Source organism: Pseudomonas machongensis, from assembly GCF_034961125.1.
In the GTDB taxonomy this organism is placed as follows: domain Bacteria; phylum Pseudomonadota; class Gammaproteobacteria; order Pseudomonadales; family Pseudomonadaceae; genus Aquipseudomonas; species Aquipseudomonas machongensis.
The window spans coordinates 1-17,926 of sequence record NZ_JAYFUI010000090.1; the positions used below are offsets into that span (position 1 = coordinate 1).

A 17,926-nucleotide genomic window follows, 5' to 3' on the forward strand; every position below is an offset into this window, starting at 1 on the left:
TGACCAACGCCCAAGGCCTGGACGTCAAGGGTCACGGCGGCCTGACCTTCACTCTGTCGGATGGCACCAAGGTGACCGTTCCGGCTGGCAGCGCCACCGGCACCATCACCATCCACGCGCCGGACGACGTGTACGTTGGCGGCCAGCCAAGCATCGTGAACAAGCTGGAGTCCGTCACTGGCGCCGATAACTTCGAAAAACTGACCTTGGGTCAGGGCGAAGTGAAAACCGATGTCACCGATGAGCCGGGCACCGGCACTCCGGGCACCGGCAACGAAGGCGACAAGGTCTCCGTCACCATCGTCAGCAACGGCAATGTCACTGAAGACCAGCAGCCGTCGTTCACTGTCAAAGTGAATCAGCCACTGGATCGTCCGCTGACTGTCACCCTGAGCAATGGCGACAAAGTCACAATCGCTGCAGGCCAGACCCAGGTCGAGTACAAGGCGCCAGCCCAAGGCGATGACGTCTTCAAAGACTCGGGCTCTCTGACCGTGGGAATCAGCGACGCCACCGTTCCGGGCAAGACCTTCGAGAACCTCGAACTGGGTGGCTCGGCCACCGTGCAGATCACCGACACCATCAGCGAAGTAGTCGCCACCCTCAGCGCCGACAAGACCACCGTCAGCGAAGGCGGCCAAGTCACCTACACCGTCACCCTGACCAACGCCCAGGGTCTGTCGGTTACCGGCCACAACGGCCTGGTGTTCACCCTGAGCGATGGCACCAAAGTCACCGTTCCAGCGGGCAGCGCCACTGGCACCTTCACCATCACCGCCAAGGACGACGTCTACGTCGGCGGCCAGCCGAACATCGTCAACAAGATCGAGTCGGTCGCCGGTGGCGACAACTTCGAGAAGCTGACCCTCGGCAGCAATACCGTCACCACCTCTGTCACCGACGAACCCGGCACCGGCACGCCGGGCTCCGGCAACCAGGGCGACAAGGTCTCCGTCACCATCGTCAGCAACGGCGATGTGAACGAAGCACAACAGCCAAGCTTCACCGTGAAAGTCAGCCAGATCCTGGATCGCCCGCTGACCGTCACCCTGAGCAACGGCGATAAAGTCACCATTGCTGCAGGCCAGACCCAGGTCGAGTACAAGGCGCCAGCCCAGGGCGATGACGTGTTCAAGGACGCAGGCTCGCTCACCGTCGGCATCACCGATGCCACCGTTCCAGGCAAGACCTTCGAGAACCTGGAGCTCGGCGGTTCAGCCACCGTGCAGATCAGCGACACCATCACCGAGGTGTTCGCCAACCTGTCCGTGGACAAGAGCACCGTTGCCGAAGGCGGCCAGGTCACCTATACCGTGACCTTGGTCAGCCCGCCAGCCTTCCCGATCATTGCCCACGGCGGTCTGGTGTTCACCCTGAGCGACGGTACCAAGATCACCGTGGCAGCCGGTCAGAAGACCGGCTCGATTACCGTCACCGCCAAGGATGACGTGTATGTGGGTGGCCAGCCTTCGCTGGTCAACAAGCTGGAGTCGGTCACCGGCGCAGATAACTTCGAGAAACTGACCCTCGGCAGCAATACCGTCACCACCACCGTCACCGACGAACCTGGCGTGGGCACGCCGGGCTCGGGTAACCAGGGCGACAAGGTCTCGGTCACCATCGTCAGCAATGGCAATGTCACTGAAGACCAGCAGCCATCGTTCACCGTCAAAGTGAATCAGCCTCTGGATCGTCCGCTGACTGTCACTCTGAGCAATGGCGACAAGGTCACCATTGCCGCGGGCCAGACTCAGGTCGAGTACAAGGCGCCAGCGCAAGGCGACGATGTCTTCAAGGATTCCGGTTCGCTCACCGTTGGCATCAGCGACGCAACCGTTCCAGGCAAGACATTCGAGAACCTTGAGCTCGGTGGTTCGGCCACCGTGCAGATCACGGACACCATCAGCGAAGTCGTTGCAACGCTGTCCGCCGACAAGACCACCGTCACCGAAGGCGGCCAGGTGACCTACACCGTCACCCTGACCAACGCCCAAGGCCTTTCGGTTACCGGCCATGGCGGCCTGGTATTCACCCTGAGCGATGGCACCAAGGTCACCGTGCCGGCGGGCAGCGCCACTGGCACCTTCACCATCACCGCGAAGGACGACGTTTACGTCGGCGGCCAGCCGAACATCGTCAACAAGATCGAGTCCGTCACCGGCGGCGACAACTTCGAGAAGCTGACCCTCGGCAGCAATACCGTCACCACCTCTGTCACCGACGAACCCGGCACCGGCACTCCGGGCTCCGGCAACCAGGGCGACAAGGTCTCGGTCACCATCGTCAGCAACGGCAACGTCACCGAAGATCAGCAACCGTCGTTCACCGTCAAAGTGAACCAGCCGCTGGACCGTCCGCTGACCGTCACCCTGAGCAATGGCGACAAGGTCACCATCGCTGCGGGTCAGACCCAGGTCGAGTACAAGGCACCAGCCCAGGGTGATGACGTCTTCAAAGACTCGGGCTCCCTGACCGTGGGCATCAGCGACGCCACCGTTCCGGGCAAGACCTTCGAGAACCTGGAACTGGGTGGCTCGGCCACCGTACAGATCGCCGACACCATCAGCGAAGTCGTCGCGACCCTGTCCGCCGACAAGACCACCGTCACCGAAGGCGGCCAGGTGACCTACACCGTCACCCTGACCAATGCCCAAGGCCTGTCGGTTACCGGCCACAACGGCCTGGTGTTCACCCTCAGCGACGGCACAAAAGTGACCGTTCCGGCTGGCAGCGCCACCGGTACCTTCACCATCACCGCCAAGGATGACGTCTATGTCGGCGGCCAGGCACCGATCGTCAACAAGATCGAATCGGTCACCGGCGGCGACAACTTCGAGAAGCTGACCCTCGGCAGCAACACCGTCACCACCACCGTCACCGACGAGCCGAGCGGCCAGGGCGACCTGACCACCGTGGGCATCAGCGGCGACACCTCGGTGACCGAAGGCGACACCGCGCACTACACCCTGACCCTGACCAATCCGTCCAAGACCGAGGTCACTGTCACCCTGAGCTACAGCGGCACCGCCACCAACGGCCAGGACTACACCGGTGTGGTCACCGTGAAGATTCCGGCCGGCGCCAGCACCGCCAACTTCGACATCAAGACCATTGACGACCAGCTCGTCGAAGGCTCGGAAAACTTCACCATCCAGATCAGCGGTGTCAGCGGCGGCGGCTTCGAAAACCTGCAGGTCAACCCGAGCAAGTCGAGCGTCACTACCACGATCATCGACAATGACCACATGCCGGTATCGCCAGGCGGCGCCGTCACCGGCACCGAAGACACCGACTACGTGTTCCAGTGGGGCGACTTCAAGGTCACCGACGCCGATGGCAACACTGGCCTCGGCGTGACGATCAGCAAGCTGCCGGATCTGGGCAACCTGAAGTTCTTCAACGGCACTTCGTGGGTCGACGTGTCGCTCAACCAGACCATCAGCCAGGCCGACATCGCCGCCGGCAAGCTCAAATTCGTACCGCTGGCCAACCAGTCGGGGGTCGACGGTTACGGTGGCAGCGGCGTGGGCAACAAGCAGGCCGACTACGCGCAGATCAAGTACAAGCCCAACGACGGCACCAACACCGGCAGCGAAGTAACCATGAAGGTCGACATCGCGCCGGTCGCCGACAGGCCTGACCTGTCGATCGGCAACAACAACGTCAACTCGATCGGCCTGACCAAGGAAACCTGGAACAGCCTCAACGGCCTGGGCAACAACGGTAACGGCATCACCGGCGACCAACTCAAGAACGTGTTCGCCAACTCCGGCAACGCGAACAAGAGCGAGCAGGTCACGACCGTCGACACCACCGCCACCGTGACCCCGGGCACCGGCTCGAAGACCTCCGGCCTGATCTATCTGGAAGCCGGCAAAACCTACACCTTCAGCGGCACGGCCGACGACAGCCTGCAAATCGTCATTGGTGGCAAGAACGTCGCCAGCGGCACCTGGGGCAATGCCAGTGGCGCGATCACCGGCAGCTACACCCCGACCACCAGCGGCTACTACACCCTGGAGATCTACAACGCCAACCAGGCCGGCCCTGGCAGCCTGGACATCAACATCAAGGTGGGCAACGGCGCGGTCACCGACCTGAACAGCTCGACCATCCCGATGTACCCGAACGTAGGCTCCATGACCAATGCAGGCCTGACGGTGTCCGACCTGCACGGCAGCAACGGCCAAGGCTACTACGAAGGCTACAAGCTCAACGAAGGCCGCGAGAATGGCGCGCCGGTCAAGCTGGTGGGCATCAGCACCAACCTGACCGACACCGACGGTTCGGAAACCCTGAGCGTCAAGCTCAGCGGCATCCCGGCAGGTTCGGTGATCAGCGACAACGCAGGCCACAGCTTCACCGTCGGCAGCAGCGCGGTGGATGTCACCGGCTGGAACCTGGGCAGCCTGGCAATCAAGCCACCGGCCTACTACAGCGGCCAGTTCGACGTGAAGGTCAGCTCGACCTCCAGCGAAAGCGTTGGCGGCAGCACCGCGACCAACGAGGGCACCATCAAGGTCACGGTGTACCCGCAGACCTACAACACCAGCAACCTGACCTCCGAAGGCGACAACTTTGCCGGTACCGATGGCAACGATATCGTCGTCGCCGACGTGGTCGGCCTGCACGTGGTGCCAGGTCAGAACTACAACATCGCCTTCATCGTCGACACCTCGGGCAGCATGGGCTCGTCTGGCGTGGATGCGGCGAAGAAGTCGCTGGAGTCGGTGTTCAAGACCCTGGCCGCCAGCGTCAAGGGCGACCAGTCCGGTACCGTGAACATCCTGCTCGTGGACTTCGCCAGCCAGGTGAAATCCACGGTCTCGGTGACCCTCAACGATGCCGGCCTGCAGACCCTGCTCAACGCTCTGAAGACGCTGAACTCCGACGGTGGTACCAACTACGAGGATGCCTTCAAGACCACCGCCAACTGGTTCCAGAACCTCCAGAATGCTGGCAACACCGGCAGCAACCAGACGTTCTTCGTCACCGACGGCAAGCCGACCTACTACCAGACCAGCGAGCGCGGCAACCCGACCCTGGGCACCACCAGCACCACGCTGGACAGCTTCCTGACTGCGAACAACTGGAAACCAGGCAATACGATCTCCACGTACCTGAACAATACGAACTACATAACCATCGACAGTACCGGCAAGCTGACCGTCCAGACCTACTCCTGGGGCGGCTGGACCGTGACCACCAGCGGCGATGTACGTGCCGAAGGTAACGGTGGCTACGAACTGTCCTCCCGCGCCGGTAACGGCTCCGATACCACGACCGCGACCCTGAACGACTCGACCGCCGCCTTCAAGCTGCTGTCGGGGCTGTCGCAGGTCGAGGCCATCGGCCTGAACAGCGATATCAAGGCCAATGACCTCAAACCGTTCGACACCGATGGCAAACCGCAGACCAACATCGACCCGAGCAAGCTGGCCGAGGCCATCCTTGGGCACACCGAGGTCACCCAGCCAGGTAACGACACGGTCAACGGCGGTGATGGCAACGACATCATCTTCGGTGACCTGGTCACCTTCGACTCGGTCGCAGGTACCGGTGTCGATGCGATTCGCGGTTATGTCGCCAACAAGCTGGGCCTCGATGCGGGCGATGTAGATGGGCGGGCGATGCACAAGTACATCACCGAGCACTACACCGAGTTCGATGTCTCGCGCAGCAACGATGGCAACGACACGCTGATGGGCGGCGATGGTGACGACATCATCTTCGGCCAGGGTGGCGACGACTACATCGACGGTGGTCGTGGCAACGACATCCTGCTCGGCGGCACCGGCAACGACACCCTGCTGGGCGGTGAAGGCAACGACATCCTCATCGGTGGTGCCGGCAACGACGTGCTGATCGGTGGCAAGGGCGATGACATCCTGATCGGTGGCACCGGTGCCGACACCTTCGTGTGGAAGGCCGGCGACCTGGGCAACGATGTGATCAAGGACTTCAAGGCCAGTGAGGGCGACCGCCTCGATCTGCGCGACCTGCTGCAGGGCGAGAAGGCCAGCACCATCGACAACTTCCTGAAGATCACCACCGTGAACGGTGAGTCGACCTTGCAGGTCAGCACCGAGGGCAAGCTCAATGCCGCCGGTGGCCTGGCCAACGCGGATGTGTCGATCAAGCTCGAGGGTGTGAACTGGTCGAACACCACGATCAACTCGTTGATCAGTGGCGCCGACCCGACCATCAAGATCGACAACTCCAACAGCTGATGCCCACGCCCCTGACGGCCTTCACCGGCCGCCAGGGGCTTGGCGCTTTCCTGCCGTCGCCTCACGGCGCATACTCGCTTGCCGGGCCCGGCAGGCCTGTTGAACTTTGCCTATGCTGCTGACAACCAAGAAGGAATCATCGTGACGAGGGTCGATGCCATGTTCTACGTGCAACGCGACGCCAACGGCCAGTTGCTGCGGGTAGAAGCAGCTGCCTTTGCCGAGTACACCGAAGCGCTGCCGGCCGACCATGCCGAAATCCAGGAATGGTTCGCCGATGACGTCGTGGAGAACAGTCTCAAGCAGCTCAAACAGAGCGATCTGGACATGATCCGTGTGCTCGAGGACCTGATCGAGGTGTTGACCGCCAAGGGCGTGTTCAGCATCACCGACCTGCCTCCCGGCGCCCAAGCAAAACTGCTCAACCGCTCCACCGCGCGCAAGGCGCTGGGAAGCCTGAACAACCTGATCGAAGAAGATGAAGAAGGCGGGTTGATCTGAAGAGTTGCTGATACCGCGCTGCTCGTTTCGCGTGTGAATCGGGACGCCGATTTACCCGCGAAAAGAGCAGCACACTTTTACGGATCGCAACACCGTCCTTATTTCCAGGGCGCCGGCTCGCCCACCAACTGCCCCTGAATCCCCTGCACACCCATCTCGCGCAACACCTGCAGCTCCCCTTCGGTCTCCACGCGCTCGGCAATCAACGGCAGGTCGATGCTGTGCGCCGCCCCCTGGATCGCTTCGATGAACAGCCGCTTGTGCCGCTCCTGGTCGATGCTGCGGATATAACCGCCATCGATCTTCAGGTACGCCAAGCCCAGGTGAGCCAGGTTGCCGATCATGCTGAAGCGCCCGCCGAAGCGCTGCAGCGCCAGGCCGAAGCCGAGCTTGTGCAAATGGCGGGTCAGTTTTTCCAGCTGTGCCTGTTCTGGCAGTTGCTCCTCGCCGATCTCGAAGGTCAACCTCGGCCCCAATGCCGCATGCTGCCCCAGCAGTTCGTAGACTCGCTGCAATGCCTTGGCATCGGCCAGGGTGGCGGCAGACAGGTTCAGCGCCAGCGACTCACCATGCTGTTGCAGATGCCGCAACACCTTCTCCAGCACCAGCAGGTCGAGCCGTGGCATCCAGCCGAAACGCTCGAGCCACGGCAGGAAGCGCCCTGCGACAAGCGCCTCGTCCTGTCCGTCGTACAGGCGCGAAATCACTTTGTAGTGCAGGACTCGCTCTGGCGCATGGCAGTCCACCACAGGCTGGAAGAACAGTTGGAACTGGCCCTTGTCCAGAGCCTGGTCAAGACGTGAATGCCAGGCGTGATGGCTGTCAGCAGCTTGGGCCGCGGCGCCCTGCTCCAGGCAGACCCAGCCTGGCTCCGGTTGGCTCTCGGCCCGTGCCAGCGCCTCGTCAGCCAGCTTCAACAGGGCTTGCGGTGCGTCCCCAGGGCTGAACGGCGCCAATCCGATACACGCCACCGGGTCGACATCGCTGGCACCCGTCACATGCAGGCTCTGCAAGGTCGCCTCGAGGGCCTGTGCCAGTTGCACCGCCTCTTCATGCACCATGCCCGGTGCCAGAACAGCAAACTCGCCACCGCGGCTGCGGGTAATCAGGTCCTTGGTTTCCGGATAGCTGGCGCATGTGCGCCGCAGCTGCTCGCCCACCGCCTGCAACAACTGGTCGGTGCGCTGACCACCCAGGCGGGCGTTGAGGCCGGCCAGGTCCTGCACCCGCAGCAACAGCAGATAACCGGCTCGGGCCTCTTCGAGGTTGCTGACACGCGTATTCAACTGCATTTCGAAGTAGCGCCGGTTGGCCAGCCCCGTGAGGCTGTCCTGGTACGACTCGCTGCGCAGCTTTTCACTGCGCTCGGCCTGTTCGGTGAACAGTGCCTTGAGCTTCTCGACCATCTGGTTCATCGCCTGCACCACCCGACGCAGTTCTGGCGTGCGCGGCAGCTCAGGCAGGCTGAGGAACTCACGGCGGGCGATCGCGTGGGACTGCGCCACCATGTAGTCCAGCGGCCTCAGTTGACGGCGCAGCAGCAGTGCACCCAGCACCGCACTCACCACGCCGCACAGCAGCAACCAGCCCAGGCTGCCCAGGGCACTCTGCCAGAGCTTGGCCAGGGCGAACATCGGGTGGCTGATGACCTCGACCCGCGCGGCCTGCTGCCATCCCCGGCTGACAATGGCATCGCCGCCGGCCGGCTCAAGCCCGATCAGGCCGATGAACCAGCCTGGCACCCCGTTGCTGTCCGGCTCGGCATGACGCTCGACCAGGACGGCGTTGGAGTCCAGGTCGATGACCTTGATGCTCGAGTAATAACCACTGTCGAAGATCGAGCTGACCATCAGCTCGACCATTGCCGGATCATCGATGTTGGGTGTGAGCGACAAGGCCAGCGCCGTCGCCGCGTCCTGGGCGTGGGAGCGCAGCTGGTTGACGTACTGGCTGCGCGAACTCTCCAGGCTGACCATGAAGCTGCCGCTGAAGGCAATGGCCAGGAGCAGGCATATGGCAAGCAACAATTGTTTGAACAGTGACATCTGTGCTCCTCAATAAACCGGTTCGGCCGGGAACCCTTCGGCCTGCATTTTCTTCAGCACGTCCTGCCAGCGTGACAGGCGCTTGGTGTCGCCGACCTTCTTGTTGCCGCCGGCGCCGGTCAGCCACAAACCCTCGCCATTGAAGGCATAGACCGGCAGCAGGTCGTTGCGCTGGCTGGCCGGCTTGATCGCGTCCATCAGGCTGTCCAGCACCAGCGGCTGGGCCTGTGGGCTTGAATAATAGGTCAGGACCATGTGCGCACGGTTCAGGCGCAACGCCTTGACGTAGGTGATGCGCAGTTTTTCGGCGGGCACCCCCATGCGGCGCAGGCTGAAATACTTGGCGATGGCGTAGTCCTCGCAGTCGCCGGCGCCCTTGATCAGCGACTGGACCGGCGTGGCCCAGTAATCGACTTCATGCCACAGGTCGATGTCCTCGACATAACGCAGCTGCTTGTTGAAGAACAGATTGACGACCTGCAGCTTGTCCAGCTCGCTGCCTTGGTTCTGCGTGGCCATCAGGTTCTGCCAGGCGTCGATACGCCCCTGCCCTGGGCCAAGCGGGCCGTACAGCTGTTGCGCGCGACGGCTGATCTGGGCGAAATCCCAATCCGCATGCAGGCCGCCCAGCAGCAGGCAGCCAAGCAGTACGGCGAGGCCGAGGCGACGCACGACCAAATTGAGCATTCCAGGTATCGCCACTGCGAACACCCATCCAGACCAGTCGAAAGCAGCGATGGTGCGGCTTGCCGGGGGAAAAGACAATGGCACCTTACAATCACGGTGCGCTTGAAAAAGCGTAGGAGGTTACGATCATCGAGCCAGGAAAAGTCCGACTTCCTTTGCTCGATGACTTCATTCACGATAGCCGCAGTCCATCGGCCGCAGGCGTCCGTCACCGCGGTTTGACAAGCCATCACCCCGCTGACTAGGTTTATTGGATCCAATCATCACAATCATCGAGGCAGACTCCGCGTGGCCGAGAAAACCAGATTCCTCAGCTCCGTGCTGGGTAACGAGCAGGTGCCAGCACACCTGGCCCGCAGCGTGATCGAAGAGCGTTTGCGCAGCGCCATTGTCGATGGCCGGCTTCCTCCTGGCACTGCCTTGCGCCAGCAGGAGCTCGCTGGCCTGTTCGGGGTCAGCCGCATGCCGGTACGCGAGGCGCTGCGCCAGCTCGAGGCGCAATCACTGCTCAAGGTGGTGATGCACAAGGGCGCCGTGGTCGCACCGCTGATCGACGAGGATGCCGTCGACACCTACGGCCTGCGCGTTCTGCTCGAGACAGAAGCGCTGCGCCAGTCGATTCCCCACCTGGACGCAAGCGACATCGCCCTCGCCCGCAGCTATATCCAGCAACTGGAAAACGAGACGCGCCACGCCGAGATCGGACGCCTCAACCGCCTGTTCCACATGACGCTGTACAGCAAGGCGCACAACCACAAGTTGTTGCGCATGATCGAGATCGAACTCAACGAAGAGGAGCGCTTCCTGCGCTTCCACCTGTCGTCCATGGGCCTGGGAAAGCTGACTCAGGACGACCATATCGCACTGGTGGACGCGGCCAGCGACAAGTTGGTCGACCAGGCGATCGACGTGCTGGAAAGGCACCTCAATACGGCATCCCGCACCATCAGGAACTACCTGAACAGCCAAGCCGCCAGGTGAATCACCCGCTGACACAGCCACAAGCCGTGTCAGCCATGAAGCTCCGTTACCGAACGGAGCGAAGGACAGACAGTGCACGTCCAGAAACCATCGGTAACAGAGCACTCCGGGCAACCCCCGAGAACCCGTCTCATCTGCCTTGCCTGCAGCCAGGAGCACCTGGAGCAATACCGCGCCTGGTCCCATGCCCTGAGCGACCATATCGAACTGGTAGCGGTGGATGTCAGACGCCATGCCGAATGCAGCCCGTGTAATCCGCTGCAAGGCCCCTCCGCCCTCGCCCGAACCGTGGCCAAGTACCTGCATCCCTACCTTGAAGGGCCCCATGCCCTTTTTGGTCAGCGCCTGGGCGCCCACATGGCGTTCGAGCTGGCCCAACTCGCGGAACGCGAATACCCCGAGCAGACCCGCCATTTGTTTGTTTCCAGCTGTGACAGCCCAAGGGTCGCCGAGCCCGCTGCCAGCGAGAATGCCGTACGGATACCGGTGACGGTGCTCTACCCACCTGGAACACTCCCCGAAATGCTTGGCTGGCACGCCTTCGTCCGGCGCGAACTGGAGCTCATCGAGCTGCCCGAGCACAGCGTCGACAAGTCATATCAGGACCAAAGACTCGTCAGAATCTTCAACACGCATCTTGGCTTGCTGGGCTTCTAAGCACGCAACTCCCCCTCTTGAGGTCATTGTTTCCCCCGATACGCTGCCGATGACCATGGCAGCGCGAGTCGTTTGAGCCCACTCTAGTCGCGCTGCGACTGCTGATCGTCCATCCCGGGCCCGGTCGTATGCCTTCCATTTACCCGCAGAAGGAGCCCGACACCGGGGCAAGGGCCGCGTGGCGATCAGCCGCCCCTCAACAGTGGAATATCTTCGCACTCCCATTCACCAGTGCTTCGAGTGAGGCATTCACTCAACTTCGTTTTCTGATGATTAATTATCGGAAGGGGCCTGTCTTGCCAAAATAAAACTTTCAAAGTGTTTTATTCGAATCACTATTAATTCAACTTTTTTAAATATTGAAAATATTTCAAAAAACATTTGCGACACACTTTGATGTTGATCTAACTTTCATATCGCCGGCACCCGCCACGGCTTGACTCCGCACAAGCCAGATGAATCAAGGGGCGGCCACTATCCCTGAGACTGTTCAGCCATCGAGTATATGTCGAGGCCCGCGTTCGCCCGATGTATTTCAGAGGCTGCAACTTATCGGGAAAACACGCCAACTTTCGCACAATGGATATTACTCATGAGCACATTGAAGCGCACACTTTCCAGTCATAAGGCCACGCTCGCACGACATCCACTCTTTTCAGAAATCGACAACGTCGAGACCTTGCAACGCTTCATGGAAACCCATGTTTTCGCGGTGTGGGACTTCATGTCGCTGACCAAGCGCCTGCAACGGGAACTGACCTGCGTAAGCCTGCCCTGGCTACCACCGGCGGATCCCGCCGCTGCCCGGCTGATCAACGAGATCGTGCTCGGCGAAGAGTCTGATGACTGCCCGCAGCACGGCCACTACAGCCACTTCGAACTGTACCTGGACGCCATGCGCGAAGTCGGTGCCAACACGCAGGCAATCGAGCACTTCGTCCACCTGCAACAACAGGGGTTCGACTACGCCACCGCCCTGCAGCGCTGCGGCGCCAGCGAGGCAGCCAGGCACTTCGTCGTCGACACACTCGACGTGGCACTCAACGCGCCTGCCCATCGCGTGGCAGCAGCGTTCCTGCATGGCCGTGAAAGTGTCATCCCGGCGATGTTCCAGCAAATCCTCGACGAGTGGGGCATCGGCCAGGCGCAGGCCCCGACCTTCCGCTATTACCTGCAGCGCCACATCGAGGTCGACGCCGAAGATCACGGTCCGGCCGCCGAAGCGCTGCTGGCGCGCCTGGTGAACGATGATCCGCAACGTCAGCAAGAGGTGTACGAAGCCGCCATCGCCGCTGTCCAGAGCCGCACCGCGTTGTGGGATCGTCTGCGCGCTTCGCTGCAGGTAGCCGCCAGCGAGGTCACGCCATGAATGCGCTCGAATACCGCTCCTTCGCCGACGCCTGGGAGGAGCGCGCCACCATCCGCACCCGCCCGCGGCGTCGGATCGAGGACGACCAGCGGCTGATCTACCCGCTCAGCCGCCAACCATTGGTGCAAAGCGCCACGTTCCAACGGGCTTGCCCACACCTGCGTGATTTCGTGCTGGTGCAGAGCCTCTACAAGTTCATCAACGACGTGGTGATCTTCGAGACCGAGATCGTCGACCGCACGGCCCGGCGGATAGCCAAGGACCGCTTCACCGTGCGTTTTCCCTTCGCCTGTCGCTATGACGCAATGACCGTGGTGGTCGACGAGGACTACCACGCGCTGGTGGCCATGGACTTCCTGCAGCAGACCATCGCCCTGACCGGCCTCGAGCCGATCGCCCTGCCTACCGAGATCGAACTCAGCCGTGCGATCCCCTCTGCACTGGCACAGGTGCCAGAAGCGCTGCGGGACGCCCTTGAGCTGATCTGCGTCGGCATCGCCGAAAACACCCTGACCGACGATGTCGCCGCCTTTGCCCGCGATGACACGGTCAAGCCTTCGGTGAAGGGGCTGATGGCCGATCACCTGCTCGACGAGGGTCGGCATTCGAGCTTCTGGGCGCGTCTGACGCGGATCTATTGGCAAGGCGCGCCGGAGGTCGATCGCCAGATGATCGCCCAGGTGCTGCCCGTGTTCCTGGGCCAGTACCTGACCAACGACATCCAGCAGGCCTTCGACTTCAAGCTGATCGAGGCGTTGCCAGTCAACGAAACACTGCGCCAGTCGCTGCGCGAAGAAGTGCTCGGCCTGGCCTATCCGATCAACCACCAGCATCCGTTGCTGGGCAACATCCTGCGCTTCTTCCGCAGCAGCTCGATGCTCGAGTCGCCTTGCGTGCAGGAAGCCCTGCGCGGCTACCTGCCCTGAGGAGATCCGCATGCGACGTCTCGACATACTATTGGTCGGTCACAGCCTCGCGCTGCGCAACCTGGCCCGGATACTCGACGAGCAGGGCCACGGCACCCTGCTGGCCGGTACACCCTCGGCGCTACGCCAGGCCCTGGCCAGCCATCACTCTCTGGTTCTGGAAGACGGCAGCCTGGTGCTGTGCACCAGTGACTGGGCCCTCCTGGGGGAAACGCCGTTGCTCAGGATCCGCCTGGGCGCCAGCCACGGCGACACCCTGCCACACCTGGAACTGCTGTGCTGGTGCGCCAGTGCCACGGCTGCGCGCCTGATCAGCCGGGTATCATTGGTCGCACCCTCCTCGGGCAATGGCCAGCAACTGCGTGAAGATGCCGTGCGAGCTTTGGAGGAGCAGGCCACCCATCAGGTCGCCTGCCTCGCCCGCGATCCGCAACACCTGAGCGAAACGTGCACCGTCGAGCCTGGCCTACAGATGCGTGAGCACGGCCTGGATTGGCTGCAAACGCTGGCCTACCGTCATCCGTTCAACCGCTCCCAGCGCGCAGACCTGCTGGTATCGAGTGAAGTCGGCTTGATGGAGGGCCTGGAGCAGCCTCTGCGCCAGTACGCGCAGCAACCGGCGCTGAACCGCGATGGCCAGCGCAGCAGCTATCACGACCTGCACGCTCTCGCCGTGACCTTGCAACGGGCACTGTTGCCATTACTGCCTGATCAGGACGATCAGCCTGTGGTGGTGGGCGTGTGTCTGGCCAAGTCGCCGGCACTCTATGCCAGCGTGCTGGCGATATTGGGTTGCGGCGCAATCTACCTGCCACTGGACCCGACGACGCCCACAGAGCGTCGCCAACGTATCCTGCAGGACTCCGGGGCGCGGGTACTGCTGCATGACGGCCAGCCACATGCCGGACTGGCCCTGCTGGATGTGCGCACGCTGCAGGCGGCCACTGACAGTTGCCTGCCCTCGCTGGTCCTGCGGCAAGGGACATCAGAGCGGGCCTGCGTGGCGATCTACACCTCTGGCACCACCGGCCAACCGAAAGGCGTGTTGCTCAGCCAGCGCAACCTCACCCACTTCATCGCCTGGTATCGCGAGCATGTCGCGCTGGATGCGCACAGCCGGGTGCTTCAGTTCTCAACCATCGGCTTCGATGCCTCGCTGCTGGATATCCTGCCGACCTTCGCCTGCGGCGCGGAACTGGTCATTCCCAGCGATGACCAGCGCCGTGATCCCCAGCTACTGGTGCAACTTATCCACAGCCAGGCCGTGAGCCATGCGTTTCTGCCGCCAGCACTGCTGAGCATCCTCCCGCCTGATGAACCGCTTGGCCTGCGCCACCTGATCACCGGAGGCGATGTCTGCGAGCCCCAGGTCATCGCGCGGTACAGCGAACAATGTCGGATGCACAACATCTATGGCCCAACCGAAACCACGGTATTGGCGACTACGCGCATCTGCGCTGCCGGTGACAGTAATCGCAACCTGGGGGTGCCGATCGCCAATACTCAGGTGCTGATCCTGGACGACGATTTGCAGCCGGTCACTCAGGAGACGCCCGGAGAACTGTACATCTGCGGCCCGGGGGTCGGGCTGGGGTATCTCAACAATCCAGAACTGACCGCCGAGCGTTTCATCGCACTCGACTTGCCCGATGGCCGTTCGCTGCGTACCTACCGTACAGGTGACATTGGCAAATGGACCGCACAGGGTATCGAGCTGTGCGGGCGACGCGACAATCAGGTGAAGATCCGTGGATTTCGCGTAGAGCCGGAAGAAATCGAGCACTGCCTGCGCAACAGCGGCCTGTATGCACAGATCGCAGTGGTGATCGATGCCCAGCGCCGCGTGCTGGCTTTCGCTGCGCAGCCGACAAGCCATCAGGCCGACACTGCACTGCGTCAGCACGCTGAGCGGCATCTGCCCGACTACATGCGTCCGGGGTTCTACCAGGTGTTGGAGCAGATGCCCTACACCGCTAACGGCAAGGTCGACCGCCTGGCGTTGCGGGCACTGCCACTGACGCTGCCACCGGCACAGCGAGTAGCACCCAGCACACCAACCGAGCAGCGTCTGCTGGGGCTCTGGAGTGAGCTGCTGGAACTGGACCAGGCGGATATTTCCGCCGACGACAGCTTCTTCAGCCTGGGCGGACATTCGATCCTGCTGTCGAGGCTGCTGCTGGAAGTGCGCCAGGCCTTCGGCCGCGGCGTGGCGATCAATCGCTTCATCGAACAGCCGACGCTACAGCGCCTGGGTGCGCTGCTCGACGGTGACGCTGACGCACTGGACAGTTCACTCGAACGCCTGGAGCAGGACGCCAACCGTGACTTGAACCTTCAGGTACTGCCCCTGCAGGCCATGGGAGATGTGCACAAGGTCATCGTCACGGGCGCCAACAGCTTTCTCGGCGTGCATCTGGTCGAAGCACTGCTCGGCTGGGGGGCCACGGAGGTGGCGTGCCTGGTACGTAGCAACGCAACCCAGACGGCCAGTGAACGCTTCAGGCAGGCGCTGACAGACAATCAGCTGAGCCTCGATGATGAGCGCGTGCGGGTATTCGACGCGGACCTGCGCCGTCCTCGGCTGGGGTTGAGCGACGCGGACTACGACGATCTCGACCTGAACTACGGTGCACTGGTGCACAACGCCGCCCAGGTCAATCACGTACTCGACTACCAGGCCCTGGCCAGCGACAACATCGAACCGCTGTTCGAGTGCCTGCGCCTGTGCGAAGGGCGGCGCAAGAAGGTCTTCAACTTCGTCTCGACGCTGTCCGCGTGTAGCGCAATGGACAGCGACGGCCGCGTGCTGGAGCAAGGCCCCGTGTCGACTCCGCCGATCTACATCCGCAACGGCTACAACCTGAGCAAATGGGTCGGCGAACGTATTCTCCAGCGGGCGCGTGAAGCAGGGGTACGGGTAAATCTGTTCCGCCCCGGCAATATCAGCTTCGACAGCCGCAATGGCGTATGCCAGCCCCAGCGCAATCGCTTGATGCTGATGCTCAAGGGCTCACTGCAGCTGGGCCAAGTACCACGACTGGAGATCGATTTCGACCTCATGCCGGTGGACTTCCTCGCCCGCTTCATCGCCTTCCACAGCAGCAGGCACCAACCCGCGCAATGCGTCTTCAACCTGCACAACCCAGAACCGCTGCGTTGGCAAGACTACCTGGCCGCGTTCCGCGAGCAGGGCCACCGCTTCGAGCTGGTCGAGGTGGAGCAGTGGCAAGGCCAGTTGAGTCGCGTAGATCGCGACAACGCGCTGTTCGATGTCCTGGGCTTCTACCTCGACGGCTTCGAGGAGGACATCGGCGATATCTCCAGCATCGAGCACGGTAATGCCCGCGAGGGTGTTCGGCGCATGGGCATCTGCTACCCGGCCAAGGACGCGCAGTTGCTGCGTCGCGGCTGCCGCTACCTGAGCGCTATCGGCTTTCTCTGATTCCTTCGGTTCATCCACAACAGGAGCAACATCGCATGCAAACACTCAAACCCGACACGCTGATCCGTAATCCACAAGGCTGCCTGGTGGTATCCAGCGTGGACATTGCAGCTCCGGCGGAGGCGGTATGGAACATCGTTGGCAACTTCGCTGGCTTCCCGGTGTTCATCCCCGCTTTGGCCCACATCGACATGACCGGAAGCGGCGTACGTTCGGTGCGCAAGAAACTGTTCAAGGACGGCAATGTGGTCATCGAGCAGTTGAACTCACGAGACGAGCAGACAATGCAGATGACTTGGAGCCTGATCTACACCAGCCTGAATATCGGCAACCTGTGGGCTGCGATGCAGGTCGAGGCGCTGGATGCGCATCGCAGCCGTGCGGTCTGGACTATCCAGGCCGAACCTTGGGAGGGCGGCCCAGAGGCATTGCCAGGCTTCCAGGCATTTCTCCAGGGCTTTGCCGATGAGGCGATGGCGAACGTGCGCAATCTGCTGAGCTGAAGGCGATAACCAGGCCGCTGTTGTGGGAAGTGCGCTCCCCACAGCAGCGGTTTTTCTTGGACGCCAGAAAGACAAAACCCCTACCTGCTCACGCAGATAGGGGTTTTGCGAAATGAATCTTGACGATGACCTACTCTCACATGGGGAAACCCCACACTACCATCGGCGATGCATCGTTTCACTGCTGAGTTCGGGATGGGATCAGGTGGTTCCAATGCTCTATGGTCGTCAAGAAATTCTGTGTGCTGGCCCGTCTCAAGGACGTGCCTGCGAATCTCTGTACTCTCTACTTAAAGACAAAACCCCTACCTGCTCGCGCAGATAGGGGTTTTGCGAAATGAATCTTGACGATGACCTACTCTCACATGGGGAAACCCCACACTACCATCGGCGATGCATCGTTTCACTGCTGAGTTCGGGATGGGATCAGGTGGTTCCAATGCTCTATGGTCGTCAAGAAATTCGGTTGCCAGTGCGCCTTTGCAGACACGCCAGCCAATTCGGATATGTGATCTTTGTGAGTCGCTTCGAACTTTCGGTTCGTTTCGTCTTCACCACCACAATCTGCAAAGCAAATTGCTTGGG

General features: G+C 61.8%; 10 protein-coding genes and 2 rRNA genes. 8 read left to right on the forward strand and 4 right to left on the reverse strand.

Features of this window, described 5'->3' with window-relative positions:
- Both VA602_RS09605 and VA602_RS09610 read left to right on the forward strand, forming a co-directional pair.
- Positions 1-6,230, forward strand: a 6,230-nt coding sequence (locus tag VA602_RS09605; protein WP_323453107.1) for an immunoglobulin-like domain-containing protein, incomplete at its 5' end; no start/stop codon positions are given.
- Positions 6,231-6,389: 159 nt separating this feature from the next.
- Positions 6,390-6,731 (forward strand): hypothetical protein, encoded by a 342-nt coding sequence (locus VA602_RS09610; protein ID WP_054895500.1) that lies wholly within the window; start codon positions 6,390-6,392, stop codon positions 6,729-6,731.
- Between the two features lie 98 nt (positions 6,732-6,829).
- Here the strand turns inward: VA602_RS09610 and lapD are convergent, their stop codons facing one another.
- Positions 6,830-8,776, reverse strand: coding sequence for a cyclic di-GMP receptor LapD (lapD, locus tag VA602_RS09615; protein WP_065862969.1), 1,947 nt, complete (start codon positions 8,774-8,776; stop codon positions 6,830-6,832).
- Positions 8,777-8,785: 9 nt separating this feature from the next.
- Complete coding sequence (gene lapG, locus VA602_RS09620; RefSeq protein ID WP_323453108.1) at positions 8,786-9,547, reverse strand: cysteine protease LapG; 762 nt, start codon at positions 9,545-9,547, stop codon at positions 8,786-8,788.
- A 204-nt stretch (positions 9,548-9,751) separates the two neighbouring features.
- Between lapG and VA602_RS09625 the strand changes: the two genes are divergently transcribed.
- The 6 genes from VA602_RS09625 (at position 9,752) to VA602_RS09650 (ending at position 17,341) form a co-directional block, all read left to right on the forward strand.
- Complete coding sequence (locus VA602_RS09625; RefSeq protein ID WP_112899477.1) at positions 9,752-10,444, forward strand: GntR family transcriptional regulator; 693 nt, start codon at positions 9,752-9,754, stop codon at positions 10,442-10,444.
- Between the two features lie 72 nt (positions 10,445-10,516).
- Complete coding sequence (locus VA602_RS09630; RefSeq protein WP_153774115.1) at positions 10,517-11,101, forward strand: thioesterase II family protein; 585 nt, start codon at positions 10,517-10,519, stop codon at positions 11,099-11,101.
- A gap of 592 nt (positions 11,102-11,693) precedes the next feature.
- Positions 11,694-12,470 carry a DUF3050 domain-containing protein gene (locus tag VA602_RS09635; protein ID WP_323453109.1) on the forward strand — a complete coding sequence of 259 codons (777 nt, stop codon included), beginning with the start codon at positions 11,694-11,696 and terminating at the stop codon, positions 12,468-12,470.
- Positions 12,467-13,396, forward strand: coding sequence for a diiron oxygenase (locus VA602_RS09640; RefSeq protein ID WP_323453110.1), 930 nt, complete (start codon positions 12,467-12,469; stop codon positions 13,394-13,396). The genes VA602_RS09635 and VA602_RS09640 overlap by 4 nt, the downstream gene beginning before the upstream one ends.
- Before the next feature lie 10 nt (positions 13,397-13,406).
- Positions 13,407-16,838, forward strand: coding sequence for an amino acid adenylation domain-containing protein (locus tag VA602_RS09645; RefSeq protein WP_323453111.1), 3,432 nt, complete (start codon positions 13,407-13,409; stop codon positions 16,836-16,838).
- Between the two features lie 35 nt (positions 16,839-16,873).
- Positions 16,874-17,341: an SRPBCC family protein gene (locus tag VA602_RS09650; RefSeq protein WP_063541792.1), complete on the forward strand. Its 468-nt coding sequence runs from the start codon at positions 16,874-16,876 to the stop codon at positions 17,339-17,341.
- Between the two features lie 117 nt (positions 17,342-17,458).
- On the opposite strand, the gene rrf (VA602_RS09655) is transcribed toward VA602_RS09650, so the two are convergent.
- Together rrf (VA602_RS09655) and rrf (VA602_RS09660) are read right to left on the reverse strand one after the other, a co-directional pair.
- Positions 17,459-17,574 (reverse strand): 5S ribosomal RNA (gene rrf, locus VA602_RS09655).
- Between the two features lie 109 nt (positions 17,575-17,683).
- A 5S ribosomal RNA gene (gene rrf / locus VA602_RS09660) occupies positions 17,684-17,799 on the reverse strand.
- Positions 17,800-17,926 lie beyond the last annotated feature (127 nt).